At 71.0% G+C, this 16431-nt stretch carries 18 protein-coding genes; 1 reads left to right on the top strand and 17 read right to left on the bottom strand.

Annotated elements, in window-relative coordinates; all coding sequences use genetic code 11:
- Positions 1–224 precede the first annotated feature (224 nt).
- The 13 genes from ACR2FV_RS16975 to ACR2FV_RS16915 form a co-directional block, all read right to left on the bottom strand.
- On the bottom strand, positions 225–1106 hold the full coding sequence (locus ACR2FV_RS16975) for a DivIVA domain-containing protein (protein ID WP_434016885.1): 882 nt from the start codon (positions 1104–1106) through the stop codon (positions 225–227).
- Positions 1107–1231: 125 nt separating this feature from the next.
- A complete protein-coding gene (locus tag ACR2FV_RS16970; protein WP_434016884.1) occupies positions 1232–1519 on the bottom strand; it encodes a YggT family protein in 288 nt (95 codons plus the stop codon).
- 12 nt (positions 1520–1531) lie between these two features.
- Positions 1532–2017, bottom strand: a complete 486-nt coding sequence (locus ACR2FV_RS16965) for a cell division protein SepF (protein WP_434016883.1) — start codon at positions 2015–2017, stop codon at positions 1532–1534.
- A 63-nt stretch (positions 2018–2080) separates the two neighbouring features.
- Positions 2081–2857, bottom strand: coding sequence for a YggS family pyridoxal phosphate-dependent enzyme (locus tag ACR2FV_RS16960; protein WP_434016882.1), 777 nt, complete (start codon positions 2855–2857; stop codon positions 2081–2083).
- On the bottom strand, positions 2857–3624 hold the full coding sequence (gene pgeF, locus ACR2FV_RS16955; protein WP_434016881.1) for a peptidoglycan editing factor PgeF: 768 nt from the start codon (positions 3622–3624) through the stop codon (positions 2857–2859). The genes ACR2FV_RS16960 and pgeF overlap by 1 nt, the downstream gene beginning before the upstream one ends.
- Before the next feature lie 25 nt (positions 3625–3649).
- Positions 3650–4543 carry a type II secretion system F family protein gene (locus ACR2FV_RS16950; protein ID WP_434016880.1) on the bottom strand — a complete coding sequence of 298 codons (894 nt, stop codon included), beginning with the start codon at positions 4541–4543 and terminating at the stop codon, positions 3650–3652.
- 37 nt (positions 4544–4580) lie between these two features.
- A complete protein-coding gene (locus ACR2FV_RS16945) occupies positions 4581–5525 on the bottom strand; it encodes a type II secretion system F family protein (protein ID WP_434016879.1) in 945 nt (314 codons plus the stop codon).
- On the bottom strand, positions 5522–7006 hold the full coding sequence (locus tag ACR2FV_RS16940; protein ID WP_434016886.1) for a CpaF family protein: 1485 nt from the start codon (positions 7004–7006) through the stop codon (positions 5522–5524). Before ACR2FV_RS16940 ends, ACR2FV_RS16945 begins: the two co-directional genes overlap by 4 nt.
- Positions 7007–7062: 56 nt before the next feature.
- Positions 7063–8277: an AAA family ATPase gene (locus ACR2FV_RS16935; protein ID WP_434016878.1), complete on the bottom strand. Its 1215-nt coding sequence runs from the start codon at positions 8275–8277 to the stop codon at positions 7063–7065.
- Complete coding sequence (cpaB, locus tag ACR2FV_RS16930) at positions 8277–9053, bottom strand: Flp pilus assembly protein CpaB (protein WP_434016877.1); 777 nt, start codon at positions 9051–9053, stop codon at positions 8277–8279. The genes ACR2FV_RS16935 and cpaB overlap by 1 nt, the downstream gene beginning before the upstream one ends.
- A 4-nt stretch (positions 9054–9057) precedes the next feature.
- Positions 9058–9981 (bottom strand): pilus assembly protein TadG-related protein, encoded by a 924-nt coding sequence (locus ACR2FV_RS16925; protein ID WP_434016876.1) that lies wholly within the window; start codon positions 9979–9981, stop codon positions 9058–9060.
- 23 nt (positions 9982–10004) lie between these two features.
- The gene (locus ACR2FV_RS16920; protein ID WP_434016875.1) at positions 10005–10379 is read right to left on the bottom strand and encodes a TadE/TadG family type IV pilus assembly protein; all 375 of its coding nucleotides are present in this window, start codon (positions 10377–10379) and stop codon (positions 10005–10007) included.
- A 98-nt stretch (positions 10380–10477) separates the two neighbouring features.
- Complete coding sequence (locus ACR2FV_RS16915; RefSeq protein ID WP_434016874.1) at positions 10478–10687, bottom strand: Flp family type IVb pilin; 210 nt, start codon at positions 10685–10687, stop codon at positions 10478–10480.
- A gap of 251 nt (positions 10688–10938) precedes the next feature.
- On the opposite strand from ACR2FV_RS16915, the gene ACR2FV_RS16910 reads away from it, so the two are divergent.
- A complete protein-coding gene (locus ACR2FV_RS16910; RefSeq protein WP_434016873.1) occupies positions 10939–11631 on the top strand; it encodes a TetR/AcrR family transcriptional regulator in 693 nt (230 codons plus the stop codon).
- Positions 11632–11653: 22 nt separating this feature from the next.
- On the opposite strand, the gene ftsZ is transcribed toward ACR2FV_RS16910, so the two are convergent.
- The 4 genes from ftsZ to ACR2FV_RS16890 all read right to left on the bottom strand — a co-directional run.
- Entirely contained in the window at positions 11654–12865 is a 1212-nt protein-coding gene (ftsZ, locus tag ACR2FV_RS16905) for a cell division protein FtsZ (protein ID WP_434016872.1), read from the bottom strand.
- Positions 12866–13033: 168 nt separating this feature from the next.
- Positions 13034–13894, bottom strand: a complete 861-nt coding sequence (locus tag ACR2FV_RS16900; RefSeq protein ID WP_434016871.1) for a cell division protein FtsQ/DivIB — start codon at positions 13892–13894, stop codon at positions 13034–13036.
- Entirely contained in the window at positions 13894–15378 is a 1485-nt protein-coding gene (gene murC, locus ACR2FV_RS16895) for a UDP-N-acetylmuramate--L-alanine ligase (RefSeq protein WP_434016870.1), read from the bottom strand. The genes ACR2FV_RS16900 and murC overlap by 1 nt, the downstream gene beginning before the upstream one ends.
- Positions 15379–15383: 5 nt before the next feature.
- On the bottom strand, positions 15384–16431 hold a 1048-nt coding region (locus ACR2FV_RS16890), incomplete at its 5' end, for a UDP-N-acetylglucosamine--N-acetylmuramyl-(pentapeptide) pyrophosphoryl-undecaprenol N-acetylglucosamine transferase (protein ID WP_434016869.1).

Genomic DNA, 16431 nt, shown 5'->3' with positions numbered 1-16431 from the left:
TGCTGGGTCCCTTTTTCCTTCTTCCGGGGGGAGGGAAGTGTGTCGGCTGGGAGGGGAAATCTCGGAGGCCCCCTGGTGGCCGCGCCCGCCGCTCCAGCGCTCGAATTGCTCACGTTGACCCCTTCGTGCCCGAGCGTCGCAGGGTGCGGCGCTCGTTTGGCGGAAGAATAGGTGAGGTTCGCCGGCGACACAACGGCGGGGTCGGACCGGGGTGAGCGTAGGGCTCAGGTGGCCCGTGCGTCGCGGTCGAGGATCTGCATCTGCTCGGTGAGCAGGGCTCGCAGCCGGCCCCGGTAGTCGCTCTCGAACGACTTGAGCTCCTCGATCGTGGCGTTGACCCCGCCCTGCTGGGCGCCGAGGTCGGCCAGCACGTTGGCGCGGCGCTGCTCGGCCTCACCCACCATCTGGTCGCGGGTCTGCTCACCCTCGCTGACCAGGCGGTCGTGCGTGGCCTGGCCCTGCCCGACGAGCTCGTCGTGCTGCAGCTGCCCGCTGGCCACCAGCTCGTCGTGCTGGGTCTGACCCGTGGTCACCAGCTCGTCGTGTCGGACCTGAGCCGACTCGATCAAGGTGGCGTTGCGCTCGTCGGCCTCCCGGACGGTCGTGTCGCGGTAGGTCTCGGCCTCCTCGATCAGCCGCGCCTTGGTGCTCTGCCCCTCGGCGATGTGCTCGTCGTGCACCCGTTGCGCCAGCGAGATGATGTCGCCAGGACCGCCGGAACCCTCCGGCGCACCGGCCGGCTCGAGGACCGCGCCCTCGACCTGCTCCGGGGACCGGGCTGCGTCGTCCCGCTGCTGGGCACGGGCGGAAAGCTCGTCGATCTCGGCCACGAGCTCGTCGCGCTCCCGGCGCAGGCGGGCCACCTCCTCCTGCTCGGCCTCCGTCCCGGATCCGGACTCCGCCGCCTCCGCGGGGTGCGGATCGAGTCCCTTGCTGGCCCGGCAGTCCGCCAGGTCCGAGCTCAGCGAGGCGTTCTCGGCCCCCAGCCGTCGCAGTTCGACGACGATCTCGTCGAGGAAGTCGTCGACCTCCTGTTCCTGGTAGCCCCGCTTCAGCTTGGTGGACTTGAAGCTCTTCTTGATGACGTCCTCAGGAGACAGCGCCATGGTTCACCTCGCTCTAGGTAGGTCGTCGGCCCGGTCTGCACGGGGCGCTCACGACGTGGTTGGTGCACGGTCAAGGAGTCACCCTAGCGGACCCAAGGGCACCTGCTGCATACCCGGATCCGGGCTCAGAACGGGAGCGACGCGGCCAGCGATCGGGCGATGTTGACCCCGATGATGAGCACCAGGAAGGCCAGGTCCAGGGCCACGCCACCGATCCGGAGCGGCGGGATGACCTTGCGCAGCGCCCGCAGCGGTGGATCGGTCAGGCTGTAGACCCCCTCGGCCACCACCAGCACCGGACCCTTGGGTTGCCAGTCGCGGGAGAACACCTGCACCCAGTCGAACACCAGCCGCCCGAGCAGCACGATGAAGTAGAGGAACAGCAGAAAACTGAGAGTTGGACCGACGACCATGAGATCAGTGTCTCAACTCTGGTTGAACAGCCCCTGCTGGGTCCGGCCGGAGTCGATCGCTCCCTCCACCTCGACGTGCGAGGGCGAGAGCAGGAAGACCTTGGTGGTGACCCGCTCGATGGAGCCGTGCAGCCCGAAGGCCAGCCCGGCCGCGAAGTCGACCAGTCGCTTGGCGTCGGAGTCGTCCATCTCGGTGAGGTTCATGATCACCTGGGTCCCGGTGCGGAACGACTCGCCAATGTTCTTGGCCTCGTTGTAGGTGCGCGGGTGGATGGTGGTGATGCGGTTCAACTCGCCGACCTCCGGCTCCTGGACGACCCGTGCGACGGGCGTGCGGCGTGGCAACGGGGTGACCTCGGCCCCTCGCGAGGTCTCGGCGGGACGCTCGGACCCGCGGTCGTAGCCACGGTCGCGAGCCTGGTCGTCGTCGTAGTCGTAGGACTCATCCACCTCGGCCAGGCCGAGGTACTCCATGGTCTTGCGCAGTGCCCCGGCCATGTCAGCGAGCTCCTTGGTGCGTGCGGCTCCACCGGGATGGTGGAGGTGCGGACGCGGTCGACATTACCGGGGCGTGGGCCGGGTTCCGAGGATTGCACTGCCGACACGCAGGTGTGTCGCACCCGCCGCGATCGCCTGCTCCAGGTCGCCGCTCATCCCCATCGAGCGCCACGTCGCGCCGGGGTGGGTGGTCGCGATTCGCTGACCGATCTCGACGACCCGGTCGAAGGCTGCGCGGGTGCCCTCAGGATCGAGGTCCGCAGGGGCGACCGCCATCACGCCGAGCAGGTCAAGGTGGGCGCTCTCGGCGACAAGGTCGGCGAGCCCGGCCGCCTCGTCCGGCAGCACCCCGCCGCGCCCGGCGTGCTCCCCCTCCTCCAGATCGAGCTGGACGGTCACGCCGAGGTATGTCGTCCGCTCGCCGGCCTCGATCGCCGCGCCGGCGGCCCGGTCCAGGGCGCGCACCAGCTTGGGACGGTCCACCGACTGCACGACATCGGCATACCGCGCCACGGAGCGGGCCTTGTTGGTCTGCAGCTGGCCGACGAAGTGCCAGGTGAGCTCGCCTCGTGCTTCCGGTGTCAGCAGCTCGGCCAGCTCGGCCGCCTTGGCCGAGGCCTCCTGGTCCTTGTTCTCGGCGATGTCGCGCACGCCCAGCCGGATCAGGTGCGCGACATCCGTGACAGGGAAGAACTTCGTCACCGTGACGAGCGTCAGCGCCCCCGCGTCCCGACCCGCCCCTCGGCACGCCCGCTGGATCCGGTCCCGGACGGCGTCCAGGGCCGCGCCCAGCTCCTGCCTCCTGGTCTCGTCATCGGGCTGCTCACCGGACCCGGTCATCAGGCCGCCCGGTGGGGGGCGAGCAGGCGCACGACGCCGGCATACCGACCGGTCCTACCGTCGCGACGGTAGGAGTAGAGGTCCTCGACCTCCCGGGCGCACCCGCCCAGCCAGCGGCAGGGCACCCCCTCCGCAGCGAGCTGCTCGACGACCCCGGCTGCGACGTCGATCGCCGGTGTCCCGGCCCAGGACACGCTGTGCGCCGCGGCGCTGACCTCACCGGCCTCGGCGCGCATCGGGGCGGACACCTCATAGCACCGCCCGCAGATCGAGGGACCGACGACGGCCTGCAGGTCGGCAGCACCCAGCGCCCGCATCCGGGCGAGCGTCACCGGCACCACGGCGGCCACAAGCCCCTTGCGGCCGGCGTGCACGGCGGCGGCCAGTCCGGCCACGCGGTCCACGATCAGCACCGGGGTGCAGTCGGCGACCAGGGCGAGCAGGACGACGTCCGGGGTGTCGGTGACCAGCGCATCGCACGCGGGTGCCGCGACGGGCTGCTCGGTGCGCCCGTGGTCGCCGCGGACCTGAACCACCTGGGTCCCGTGCTGCTGGTCCATGAAGCGCAACGCGTCCACCGGGACCTCGAGGGAGCGCGCCAGTCGCTGCCGGTTGGTCGCGACGTCCGCGGGGGCATCGCCGACGTGACTACCCAGGTTGAGCCCCGACCAGGGTCCCCGGCTGGCGCCCCCGACCCGGTCCGTGACAGCCCACTCGACGCCGTACAGCTCATCGTCGGGATCGACCCGCTCACGCCACCAGAACACGCGGCCTACGGTAGTTCACCGAGAGCTACTGCTCGGAGAACGCCGCGATGATGTCGAGCGCGGCTGGGCCCATCAGCACGATGAACAGCACCGGCAGGATGCACAGCATCAGCGGGAAGATGACCTTGACCGGGATCTGCATCGCCTTCTCCTCGGCCCGCTGGCGCCGCTTCATCCGCATCTCGGAGGCTTGGGTGCGCAGGGTGTCCGCGATGGCCACCCCATACTTGTCCGCCTGGATGATGGCGCGCATGAAACGGCGCAGGTCGGGAGCGCCGGTGCGTGCCGCGAGGCTGGTGTAGGCGTCGCGCCGGGGACGGCCGGCTGAGATGTCCTGCAGGGTGCGGGTGAGCTCCTCGGCCAACGGACCGCGCCCGTTGGCCGCTGCGCGTTGCATCGCCTGGTCGAAGCCCAGGCCGGCCTCCACGGCGATGGTCATCTGGTCCAGGGTGTCGGCCAGCTCCAGACCGATCTGGGTGCTGCGCTCCTGGGCCCGGGAGTGCAGCAGCAGCTCGGGCAGGAAGTAGACGACCACGACCGCCGCCACCGACAGCAGCACCGTCAGCGCCCCGGGCGCGACGGTCCAGTAGAGGTAGCCCAGAGCGGCCGTCAGAGCCGGACCGACCACCTTGACGGCGACGAGGCGCTCCATCGGCCAGGCGGCGGGGCGGCCCGCCCGGGCGAGCATCCGCTCCAGCCGGCCCGGAGCCCAGGACGGGAGCAGCCACACGAAGATCCCGGCCAGCCGGCTCCGGGTGACCGGCCCGGACTCCTCCCCGGCGAGCACCGCCGGACCGCCGCGGTTGAGGTTGACCCGGACTCGTTGCGTCGCGGCGTCCGGACCGTCCAGCACCGCCCAGACGAGCACGCCCAGGGACAGGCACACCAGGGCCACGGACAGCAGCACTACGGGGGACATCGGGGGTTGCTCCTCTCGGCGGACGACGGTGGGGGTCCTAGAAGGTGATGCGGACGACCTTGCGCATCCACAGGGTCCCGACCACCATCAGCACGGCAGCGGCGACGATCAGCCCGTAGCCGGCCAGGCTCTGCGTCAGCTTGCCGATGTAGGCGGGCGTCGTGAGGTAGAGGAAGCCGCCGATCCCCACCGGCAGCGCCAGCAGCACGTAGGCGCTCAACTTGCCCTCAGCACTCAGTGCCTGCACCTGGCGCCGGATCTGGTTGCGCTCACGGATGGTGTGCCCGACGCCGTCGAGCACCTCGGCCAGGTTGCCGCCGACCTCACGGTTGATGGCGATCGCCTGGGAGACCCAGACGAAGTCGTCGCTGCCCATCCGGGCGCAGGTCTCGTCCAGCGCCTGAGCCAACGGCCGACCGACCCGGGTCTCGTTGATGATGCGGGAGAACTCGGACGCGGTGGGCTCCTCGGCCTCCTTGGACACCGCGTCGACCGCCTGCAGCAGACTGTGCCCGGCCCGCAGGCTGCTGGCCAGCAGACCGAGCGAGTCGTCCAGCTGGTCGGCGAACGCCGCGCGTCGCCGACCGGCCTTCAGGCTCAGGTAGACCTTGACGAGCATCGGCGCGACCGGCGCCAGCAGCAGACCCAGCAGCCCGAAGAGCAGCGTGCCCACGGCCCCGGTGACCAGGAAGCCGACGACGACCAGCAGCGCCATGTCCTGGGTGCGCATGGCCAGGCCGGCCTGCTCCAGCGCACTGGCCACAGTGCCGCCGGCGCCCCGGCGACGCATCAGCCGGTCGATGAGCTCGGTGACGGCATCCGTGCTCCGGGTCAGCAGGCCCGGCTCGTCGGAGCTGGCGACGCTCAGCCGGGCCCGGGACACCCGTGGTCGGCGCGGAGCCACCAGGGCATAGGTCAACACCAGCAGCGCCACGACAAGCGCCCCGAACGCCAGCCCCAGCTGCGCGGGCACCACGCTCACCGACCGGCCGTTGCGGGGACCTCGAAGACCCGGGGGGAGACCTTGATCCCGAGGTCGTCGAAACGGTCCGTGAACTTGGGTCGAACCCCGGTGGACACCGGCTTGCCCAGGTAGCGGCCCTGGTCGTCCATACTGGCGGAGTAGTCGAACAGGAAGGCGTCCTGCAGCGTCACCCGGTCACCCTCCATCCCCTGCACCTCGGTGACGTGGGTGACCCGCCGCCCGCCGTCCTTCATCCGGGTGAGCTGGACCACCACGTCGACCGCCGAGGCGATCTGCTCCCGGATGGCCCGCAACGGCAGGTCCATCCCGGCCATCAGCACCAGGGTCTCCAACCGGGCTATCGAGTCCCTCGGTGAGTTCGCGTGCACCGTGGACAGTGACCCGTCGTGACCGGTGTTCATGGCTTGCAGCATGTCCAGGCTCTCCCCACCACGGCACTCCCCGACCACGATCCGGTCGGGGCGCATCCGCAGCGAGTTGCGGACCAGGTCGCGGATCGCGATCTCGCCCCGGCCCTCGATGTTGGGCGGGCGACTCTCCAGGCGGACCACGTGGTCCTGCTGCAGCTGCAGCTCGACCGCGTCCTCGATGGTGATGATCCGCTCATTGTTGGGAATGAACGAGGACAGCACGTTGAGCAGCGTGGTCTTGCCCGTGCCGGTGCCACCGGAGACGATGATGTTGAGGCGGGCCTGCACGCAGGCCTGGAGCAGCTCGGCCATCTCCGGGGAGATGGACCCGAACCGGACCAGGTCTGCCACTTTCAGTGGGTCCTTGGCGAACTTGCGGATCGTCAGGGTCGAGCCGCTGTAGGCCAGCGGCGGGATCACCGCGTTGACCCGGGAGCCGTCGGGCAGGCGCGCGTCCACCAGCGGCGACGACTCGTCGATCCGGCGGCCCACCTTGGAGACGATGCGCTCGATCACCCCGCGCAGCTGCGTCTCGGAGCTGAACCGCATCGGGCTGAGGGTGAGCTTGCCGTGCTGCTCGACATAGATGCGGTCCGGGCCGTTGACCATGATCTCGGTGATGCTCTCGTCCTCCAGCATCCCCTGCAGCGGGCCGTGTCCTAGCACGTCCGCCTCGACCTCGGCCATCAGCCGTTGCCGTTGGGCCGTAGTGAGGGGGACCTTCTCCTCCTCGACCACGCGGTTGAGCTCGCGGCGCACCAGGGCGTAGAGCTTGGCCTCGCTCAGGCTGCTGTCGCTGAGCCGGGCACCCATCCGCTGGAACAGCGCGTTGGTGGCCCGCTCCTTCATCAGGGTCAGTGCGTCGTTGGGCCCTTGGGCAGTCGAGGTGGTGCCCGACGCAGCCGTCGATGGTCGGGTCGTGGCTGCGGGCGGTGCCGCGACTCCGGCGGGGGTGGCGGTCGAACCCGCCTGCGCCGTCGGGTCCAGTGCGGCCATGGCCTCGTCGGAGGCTGTGGGCTCGAGGAGCTCGGCGGGGGTCTGCGCAAGCTCGGAGGACCCCGTGGACATCTCGGGCAGGTGCAGCATGGGGCTGGCCTGTGCCTCGTGCAGCCGCTGCGACAGGTTCACAGGGCTGCCGCCGACATGTTGCGGTGCCGCCCCATCAGCCAGCGTGACTGCTTCTTGACGGCCGCCGCGGGCAGGTAGCCCTGGACCAGGTCACGCAGCCCCTTGCTGACCGGGTCCTTGCCCTTGGCCGTCAGCAGCGGGACCCCTTGGTTGACCGAGGTCAGGACGCTCTTGTGCCGCGGGAGGCTCAGCGCGACCCGGCCGCCGATGGCGGCCTCCACGTCCAGCACCGTCATCCCCGCCTGCTTGTCGTCGAGGTTGACGATCACCTGCCGGGAGGCCGACATCATCGACAGCGAGTCCAGCGTGTCCAGCTCCTTGCGCAGCCCGCGCACACCGGGCACGTCCATCCCGGTCACGAAGACCAGGTCGGTCGACCGGTCCAGTGCGGTCAGCGTGTGCTCCAGAAGGCCGGGAGCGGTGTCGACGACGACGTAGCGGAACTCCCCGGCCAGGATGTCCAGCAGGGCCCGCACGTCCTCGCTGCGCACCTCGTCGGCCTCGGCCGGCCCCTGCGGACCGCACAACACGTAGAGCCCGCTCGAGTGCTCGGTGAGGTAGGTCTTGAGGATCAGACTGTCCTCCATGCCCCGACCCCGGATCGCGTCGGGCAGACAGTACTCGGGCTCCAGGCCCAGCGCGCTGGCGACGTCGCCGAACTGCAGGTCCAGATCCACCAGGACCGTCGATCCCTGCTCGCACTGCGCCAGCCCCACCGCCAGGTTGGTCGCGACGGTGGTCTTGCCCACGCCGCCCTTGGGCGAAACGACCCCGATGAGCCGCCCGAAGGGCGGGGAGTTGCCGTTGCTCTCGGCTGCCCCCGTCCGGTGCAGCGCTCGGGTCCGGGCGACCTGCAGGGCCCGGTCCAAAACGACGCGGACCTCCTCGAGGGGGGTGTCCGGCGCCAGGACGTCACGCACCCCGGCGCGCATCGCGGCCGTGGTCGAGACCGAGTCCTGGTCGGCGATGAGCAGGACGCTCAGGTCGGGGTGGGCGCGGTCGAATGCCGCCGCCAGGTGCAGTGCCTCCCTGACCCGGCCGGAGGTGGCGTCGAGCAGGACCACCTCGAGGTGACCCTGCGTCGGGGAGAGGGCCAGCACCCTCGCGGGGTCGTTGGGCACCGGCCCGGGGATCTCCGCGACCGCGCCTCCGGTCGCGGTCCCGATCAGCGCCGAGACCTCGGGCCGGGGCGCCACGAGCAAGATCGACATCATGGATAGATCGTCTCCCTCTCGGTAGTGGTGGTGTCGCTGTCCGGCGCCTCGTCCGGATCGAGGGACAACCAGAGCGTCCCGTGCTCCTGGCCGAAGACGACCAGCTCGGTATCCGCCGAGGACATCGCCAGGGTGACCATGAGGCCCTCGGCGGGGGGGGTCTGGGCCTGCGGGTCGACCGCCTCCGGGTCCTCGGCGGCAGCCGCGTCTTCGGGCGCCTCCGCGTCCTGCGGGGCGGTGACGGTCTCCGGCAGCGCGATCCCGCCCTGCACCCGGGCAACCAGCACCTTGTCCAGGATCTGCCGGGTCTGCGGTGGGTCGGTCATCGACATGTAGACCCCGACCGTCTCGCCGGGGGTCAGGTAGCCGCCGAGGACACGGGCGGGCTCGAGCAGGACCGAGATCTGCTGGAAGTCCTCGGGCACCTCGACCGGTCCGGCCCCCTCCAGATCCTGCGGATCCACGAAGCGCGCGCTGAGCAGTTGCTCACCGGGCTGCAGGTCCACCGCGGCCACCTGACCGGCGACGTCGTCCAGGCTCGTCAGCGCCCCCGGCACCGCAGCACTGGCCGGCACCTGCTCGGTGGCGACGCTGTCGCCGATCTCCTCGGCGGACGTACCCACCGGGACCGTGTTGACCACCTCCAGGACGGTGACCGGCTCGAGGTCGGACAGCGCGCGCCGGTCGGCACCGCCGACGTAGGACACGATGACCAGCGCACCGACGGCGGCCACCACGAGGGCCAGGACCACCGCGATCAGGCGACGGGACACGGGCTCAGCCTCCGTCCGGCAGGACGAGCTCGGCCACGGCTGCGCCGAGATCGGGCGCGGCGCCGTAGTCGAAGGCGTCGGAGGTATCGACGTACTCCACGAAGTAGCCCTGTAGACACCGGACGCTGCCCTTGCACGACCCGCTGGCGTTCCACGAGTACCGACCCACGAAGTGGTAGCCGGTCACCTTGAAGGCCGCGTAGCCGTAGACCCGGTAGATCGCGCTGCTGCCGGTGCCGTCGTAGTAGTCGAACAGGGGCAACAGGACCGTCTGAAACTGCGTGTCGGCGAAGTCCTGGGTGGTGCACCCGCTGGGCACACTCGCGCCGGGGTCGGAGTAGTGGATGCCCCCGGCGCCCGTCGTCGCGTCGCAGGTGCCCGGGTCGGGGGTGAGCCAGCCGAAGCCACCGGGCACCAGGTTGCCGGAGGGCCCCGTGCAGGTCGTGCCTGACGTCTTGGTGAAGAAGATGGTCTGCAGTGTGGTCTCGGACAGCTCGCCGCCGTTGGTGGCCAGCTGCTTTTGCCACTCGCACAGCGAGAACGCCAGCGGCAGCACCGAGGTGCCACCGGTCGGTGCGCCCCACGCCACGGTCGCTTCCGTGCCGATGTCGCTCTGGTCGACCCCGAGCACGGGGGCGAAGAAGTGCTCCCGGGTGGTCTGAGCGCGCACCGTCGCGCGCGCAGCGGTGAGCTCGGTCGTGGCACTGGCGGCAGCGTCGTTCTTGTTGGCCTGCACCAGCGGCGTAGCGATCTGCGCGGCGGAGGTCTGGTCGCACGGGTCCGTCGCGCAGGTCTGGGCGACGGCCAACGCGGCGGCGTCGGCGCCGGTCTGCAGTTGCTGGCGGTCGGCATACATGACCGCCACGTCGACGGACACCGCCGCCAGGCCCAGCAGCGGGACCATGAGCAGGGCGACCACCACCGCCACAGCTCCACGTTCGCGATCCTCACTCAGCCGTTGCACAGCATCACCCCCTTGCCCTCCAGGGTCAGGTTGGCACCGAACATCCCAGTCAGGAACTCCATCGGATAGCTCACGGTGGCAGTGACCTGGGTCTCCGGAGTGCAGCTGTCCGTGCTGAACGTGATCTGGCTGTCCGCCAACGCGACCGTCGTCGCTGCAGTCTTGGCGGCCTCGCGGGCGCGCGCCTGGTCGTCACTCAACGCCATCACCCGCGCCCCCTCCCGGGCAGCGTTGGAGACGGTGGTCTGCAGGTAGTAGGCCCGACCGAACTCGGCGATGCCCAGCACCAGCAGCACGAGCAGCGGCACGATGAAGGCGAACTCCACCGCCGCCGCCCCTCGGTCCCGTCCTCGGTTCCGCATCACACTCTCCCCCTCTCCTTCGGACGAACGCGCCGGCGCAGTGACCCGCCACGGGCCAATGCACCGGCACACCAGTCGAGCGTGGCTCAGGCGGTGGTTCAGCCACCCCCGAGGGAGCTGGTGATGTTGGTGAAGAGCGTGTTGAGCTGACCACCGAGAGCGGTCACAGCGACGATGATGACGACGGCGATCAGACCGACGAGCAGGCCGTACTCCACGGCCGTGGCCCCCCGGTCCTTGCCCTGTGCCTCGATCCGGTCCTGCAGGGTGTGCAGCATGGTGTAGACGTATGCGGTTGCGGCGTTCATGAACATTCCTCCCAGTGTGCGCCGCGTTTACGATGCGGCGCTTATGCGTCAACCCGGTCCGGTTGGACCGGGGGTCGTTGAATAGGATCGCACATTTCTTGCCTATTTCGCACGTTTGCTGTTTAGGCACCTGTTTGCGCTCCCAGCGTCTCCGCATGCCGGAAGCCGCCGTGCCCCGAGACCCCCAGCAGTAACTTTGCGCAAACTTGAATCTTTTTACTTTTCGCGCACCTTCGCCATACCCTTGCCGCATGTCCCCGTCCGAGCTCGGTCTGCGTGCGCGCAAGAAGGCGATGACGCGCGACGCCATCGCCCAGGCCGCGCTCCGACTGACCGTGACGCACGGGCTGGGGTACCTGACGATCGATCGGATCGCCGAAGCCGCGATCGTCTCCCCGCGGACCGTGACCAACTACTTCCCCGGCAAGGAGGCGGCCCTGGTCGCGGCCGCCTCGCCGGACATGGGCGCGCTGACCCTCGCGTTGCGGGCCAGGCCTGCGGACGAGCCGGTGCTGCACTCGCTAAGCACGGTGTTCGTCGGTCAGGCGCGCAGTCGCACCCCCGCCCAGGTCACGGTGCAGATGCAGGTGCTCAGACTCCTCGAGCAGCACCCGACCCTGTGGCCCTACCGGCTGGCGGAGGACATCGATCTCGAACGGTCGCTCAGCACGGTGATCGCCGGGCGCACCCGGCGCGACGAGACCGTCGACCTGATGCCCACGCTGGTCGGTGCGGCCGCCGTGGCTGCGGTGCGGTCCGCCCTGCGCCTGTGGGGACGCTCCGAAGGCGCCAGCGGCGCACTGCCCGATCTGATCGAGGAGGCCTTCGCGAACCTGGCCTCCGGGTGCGACCACCCCGCCGCGACCTTCGCCGGCGCGCGAGACGATCCGTCAGCGGCCGGCGCGGACCGCGGACTGCCGGTCGGTCCCACGGCCCGCGGCTGAGTGCCCCCCCAGCGTTTAGGGCCTACTTCAGGAAGTCGGGCACGTCCAGGTCGTCGGTCTGCTCGTAGGTGACGGTGCGCGGCGGACGCTCGGCCGCCGGCCGCGACGCACCCGACTGCTGCTGCTCTGCGGTGTCTGCGTCGCCCGGCTCCTCGTCCGGGGCGGACGGCGCGGCAGCCGGGGACGACGGGGCGGCGCGCTGTTCCGGAGCGGCGGTCGAGGAGCCGCGGCCCCCGCCGCCCTGCTGCACCTGACCGAGCGCCCGGTCGTCGCTGCGCTGGGTCGGAGAGCCGCTGTCGAAGCCGGCCGCGATGACCGTGACCCGCACCTCGTCGCCGAGGGAGTCGTCGATGACCGCGCCGAAGATGATGTTGGCGTCCGGGTGGGCGGCCTCCTGCACCAGCCGGGCCGCCTCGTTGATCTCGAAAAGACCCAGGTCGGAGCCGCCCTGGACCGAGAGCAGCACGCCGTGTGCGCCCTCGATGCTGGCCTCCAGCAGAGGGGAGGAGATGGCCAGCTCGGCTGCCTGCACGGCGCGGTCCTCGCCGCGCGCCGAGCCGATGCCCATCAGCGCTGAGCCGGCTCCCTGCATGACCGACTTGACGTCGGCGAAGTCGAGGTTGATCAGCCCCGGCGTCGTGATCAGGTCCGTGATGCCCTGCACGCCGGACAGCAGCACCTGGTCGGCGCTGCGGAACGCGTCGAGCATGCTGACCGCCCGGTCCGAGATCGACAGCAGCCGGTCGTTGGGGATGACGATGAGCGTGTCGACCTCCTCGCGCAGGCCCCCGATGCCCGACTCGGCCTGGTTGGCCCGGCGCCGACCCTCGAAGGTGAACGGCCGGGTGACCACACCGATGGTCAGCGCTCCGATCGACTTGGCGATCTTGGCCACGACGGGGGCACCCCCGGTGCCCGTGCCACCTCCCTCGCCCGCAGTGACGAAGACCATGTCGGCCCCGCGCAGGGCCTCCTCGATCTCCTCCGTGTGGTCCTCCGCGGCTCGCCGACCCACCTCCGGGTCCGCACCGGCGCCCAGCCCCCGCGTCAGCTCACGACCGATGTCGAGCTTGACGTCTGCGTCGCTCATCAGCAGGGCCTGGGCATCGGTGTTGATGGCGATGAACTCCACGCCCTTCAACCCGACCTCGATCATCCGGTTGATCGCGTTGACTCCCCCACCCCCGATACCGACGACCTTGATGACGGCCAGGTAGTTCTGCGCTGCGGACACGATGCGCCTTTCGTGAAGTGTGCGGTCGGCCCGGACCCGGCACGAGAGGCCCCCGTGCACCTGTGTCCGAAACCGGTGTGAGCATCATACGGTTCCGGTGTCCTGGGCACGACCCAGCCTAGACCTCAAGTCAAGGTTGAGGGTTCCTCTCTACCCTCGACCCTCCCCTCAGGTGTCGTCGTCGGGGGTCAGCCCGGTCACCACGGGGGTTCGCGGGGTGCTGAGGTCCACCCCCATGGTCTGCTCGCCCCCGATGTCGATCTGCTGCTGGGCAAGCAGGGCGGCGAGCACCCCGGCCTTGAGGTCGTCCTGGCCGGGCGGTCCCCAGGAAACCAGGACCGGCCCCAGGTAGAAGCGCAGATCACCGTCGGCGGTCAGCCGCACCGAGGAGATCCGCTGCGCGGTCTCCGGCGGCAGCGCCGCGAGCACATCGAGCACCCCGGTCAGCGAGTCGCCGCGCAGGTCGCCGCGCGAGGCCCGGACCAGCATCAGGTCCTCAGGGCGCTCGGCGATCCTGTCGAAGATCACACCGGTGCCGTCGGCGACCTGCAACCGGGCGGAGCCCGCCTGGTCGATCACCAGCGCCGGCTCTCGCAGCGAGACCTGAATGGTCACGGCGGAGGGCCAGTCACGGGAGACGTCGGCCTGCGCGACGCGCAGATCCTGCTCCACCCGTCGGGCCACGGCATCTGTGTCGATCCTGGCCAGGGGAACGCCCAGCGGCACGCTCGCCCGCTCCTGGGCACCGGCCGCCACCTCACCCTGCACGCCCGTCACCGCTACCTCCTCGACCACGAAGGCCGGAGACCACCACAGCGTCAGCACGACGGCGCTCACCAGGACCAGGACGACCCCGAGCCAGGTCCACACCCGTCGCGCGCGACGACGCAGCGAGCTGGCGCGCTGGGCGAACCGCGCGTGCCCGGCCCGGCCTGCTCGGTCACGTCCGGCCTGCCGGGTCGCTGCACCGGCCACACCCGGGCGGCCCCCCTGGCGGGTGCGGGAACCGGGCCGGAGTCCGGTGGCCATCAGTGTGTCTCCTCCGTCGTGTTCGGCGATCGGCCCAGGGCCAGCAGCAGTCTCGGTCCCACCTTCGTCACGTCTCCCGCGCCGACGGTGAGCACCAGGTCCCCCGGGCGGACCAGCGCGGCAAGCTCCCCGGGCGCCGAATCGGGGTCGTTGCCGACGCGCACCTCGGCAACGGACGAGCGACCGGCGCGCAGATGCTGTGCGATCAGCTCGCTGTCGACTCCGGGCACGGGCTCCTCACGCGCGCCGTAGACGTCCAACAGGACCACGACGTCGGCGCCGCTGAGCCCGGCGGCGAACTGCTCGGCGAAGGCCCGGGTCCGACTGTAGAGGTGCGGCTGGAACACGACGATCAGACGACCTGCCCCGCGGACCGCCGACCGTCCGGCCAGCACCACGGCGGCGACCTTGTCAGGATTGTGGGCGTAGTCGTCGACGACCTCCACACCGGCGGCCACACCCAGCCGCTCGAACCGACGCCGAGTGCCCGGAAACGTGGCCAGACTTTGCACCGTCGTGTCGATGGACTGGCCCAGGCCGGCCGTGGCGGCGAGCAGCGCCGCCACCGCGTTGTGCAGGTTGTGCCGACCGGGCATCGGGATCTCCAGCCGGTGCTCGCTGCCGGCCTTCACCGGTCCCAGGCCACGCGTGCACCGCAGCACCGTGGACCCGCTGGCCGCCCCCGTCTCGACCTGGTCCAGCACCAGATCGGCGTCCGCCGAGCTGCCCCAGGTCAGCACCGGGCGCCCGAGCTCACGCAGCTCGCGGGTCAGGGCTTTGGTGCCTGGGTCGTCGGCGCTGGTCACCAGCAGACCGTCCGGGGCACCGGCTCCGACGGTGTCCGCGAAGCGGCGGAACGCGCGCCGGACCCCGGCGAGGTCGCCGTAGAAGTCGAGGTGGTCCGCCGTGATGTTGGTGACCACCGCAACCCGCGGCCGGTAGGCCAGGAAGGACCCGTCGCTCTCGTCGGCCTCCACGACCACCGGACCGGTGCCCAGGGCCGCATTGCTGCCTCCGAGCAGGGCCGAGCCCAGGACATATCCCGGGTCGGCGCCACAGCCCTTCAGCAGGTGGGTGAGCATGGCGGCGGTCGTCGTCTTGCCGTTGGCCCCCGCCACGGCCACCGCGTCCCGCCCGCCCAGCAGCGCGGCGATGCCCTGGGCGCGGTGCAACACCCGTAGCCCGCGCGAGCGCGCCGCGGCCAGCTCGGGGTTGGTCTCGCGGACGGCGCCGGACACGATCACCGTGTCGGCCCCGCCGACGTGGGCGGCGTCGTGACCGAGGTGCACCTGCGCCCCTTCGGCGGCGAGCTCGCGCAGCGTGCTGCTCGGCTGCTGGTCGGATCCGGAGACGACGCATCCGGCAGCCAGCAGCATCCGCGCCACCCCCGACATGCCGGAGCCCCCGACGGCGATCAGATGCACGACCCCGAGGTCGGCGACCGGGGGCACCGCCGCCGCGAAGTTGAACCGTTCGGCGCTCACGACGCTCACGCCTGCGCCGCCGCGTGGAGCACGATGTCGGTCAGCGCCTCGTCGGCGTCCCGGTGACCGATCGCCGCCGCGGCGGCACCCATCCGCTCCAGCCGGGCCTGGTCGGCCAGCAGGGGCAGCACACACTCCCGCACCCAGTCCGGACCGACGGCGGAGTCCTGCGTCAGCAGCGCTGCCCCGGCCTCGATCGCATCGGCGGCGTTGAGCCGCTGCTCACCGTTGCCGACGGGGAGCGGGACGAAGACGGCCGGCAGGCCCACCGCCGCGATCTCGCAGACCGTCCCGGCTCCCGATCGGGCCACCACCAGGTCCGCGGCGGCGTAGGCCAGCTCCATCCGCTCGGTGTAGGGAAGCGTCACGTAGCGAGGGGCCCCGGGGCGGTCCGGGGGCACCTGCACCCCCTTGTCCGCTCCGGTGAGGTGCAGCACCTGGACCCCCTGGGCGAGCACGTCCGCGCCCGCCCCGGCGAACGCGGCGTTGATCCGCTGGGCGCCCAGGGAGCCGCCGAAGACCAGCAGGGTGCTGCGCGCTGGGTCCAGACCGAAGTGGGCCAGCGCCTCGGCCCGGGTGGCCGACCGGTCCAGGTCGGTGATCTCCCGGCGCAGCGGGAGGCCGACCTGGCTCGAGTGCCGCAGCGAGGTCTGGGCAAAGGTCGTGCAGACGTGCTCGGTGAAGCGGGCGCCGAGCCGGTTGGCCAGCCCGGCTCGGGAGTTCTGCTCGTGGATCACGATGGGTATGCCGAGCCGCCGGGCGGCGAGATAGGCCGGGGTGGAGACGTAGCCGCCGAAGCCGACGAGCACGTGGGCATCGCAGTCGCGAAGCACCTCCGCTGCCGTGCTCACCGCAGCGCGCAGGGCCCCGGGGAAGCGCAGCGCCCGCGCATCGGGTCGACGCGGGAAGGGCGCCTTGGGCAGCGTGCGCAGCGGGTAGCCGCGCTCCGGCACCAGTCGCGCTTCCAGCCCCGCAGCGGTGCCCAGGACCGTGATGGCGGTGGCACCGTCGCGACGGTGCAGGCAGTCCGCGGTGGCCAGCAGCGGGTTGACG

Origin of the sequence: Ornithinimicrobium sp. (assembly GCF_051004135.1) — a bacterium.
Classification (GTDB): Bacteria; Actinomycetota; Actinomycetes; order Actinomycetales; family Dermatophilaceae; genus Ornithinicoccus.
The sequence above is the reverse complement of the archived record's forward strand: the minus strand, read 5'-3'. Positions and strand labels throughout refer to the sequence as shown.

Bases quoted from the DNA above. Each gene is read 5' to 3' on its own strand.
- ACR2FV_RS16975 (WP_434016885.1), bottom strand. From the start codon at position 1,106: ATGGCGCTGTCTCCTGAGGACGTCATCAAGAAGAGCTTCAAGTCCACC.
- ACR2FV_RS16970 (WP_434016884.1), bottom strand. From the start codon at position 1,519: ATGGTCGTCGGTCCAACTCTCAGTTTTCTGCTGTTCCTCTACTTCATC.
- ACR2FV_RS16965 (WP_434016883.1), bottom strand. From the start codon at position 2,017: ATGGCCGGGGCACTGCGCAAGACCATGGAGTACCTCGGCCTGGCCGAG.
- ACR2FV_RS16960 (WP_434016882.1), bottom strand. From the start codon at position 2,857: ATGACCGGGTCCGGTGAGCAGCCCGATGACGAGACCAGGAGGCAGGAG.
- ACR2FV_RS16950 (WP_434016880.1), bottom strand. From the start codon at position 4,543: ATGTCCCCCGTAGTGCTGCTGTCCGTGGCCCTGGTGTGCCTGTCCCTG.
- ACR2FV_RS16940 (WP_434016886.1), bottom strand. From the start codon at position 7,006: ATGTCCACGGGGTCCTCCGAGCTTGCGCAGACCCCCGCCGAGCTCCTC.
- ACR2FV_RS16935 (WP_434016878.1), bottom strand. From the start codon at position 8,277: ATGTCGATCTTGCTCGTGGCGCCCCGGCCCGAGGTCTCGGCGCTGATC.
- ACR2FV_RS16920 (WP_434016875.1), bottom strand. From the start codon at position 10,379: ATGCGGAACCGAGGACGGGACCGAGGGGCGGCGGCGGTGGAGTTCGCC.
- ACR2FV_RS16915 (WP_434016874.1), bottom strand. From the start codon at position 10,687: ATGAACGCCGCAACCGCATACGTCTACACCATGCTGCACACCCTGCAG.
- ACR2FV_RS16910 (WP_434016873.1), top strand. From the start codon at position 10,939: ATGTCCCCGTCCGAGCTCGGTCTGCGTGCGCGCAAGAAGGCGATGACG.
- ACR2FV_RS16900 (WP_434016871.1), bottom strand. From the start codon at position 13,894: ATGGCCACCGGACTCCGGCCCGGTTCCCGCACCCGCCAGGGGGGCCGC.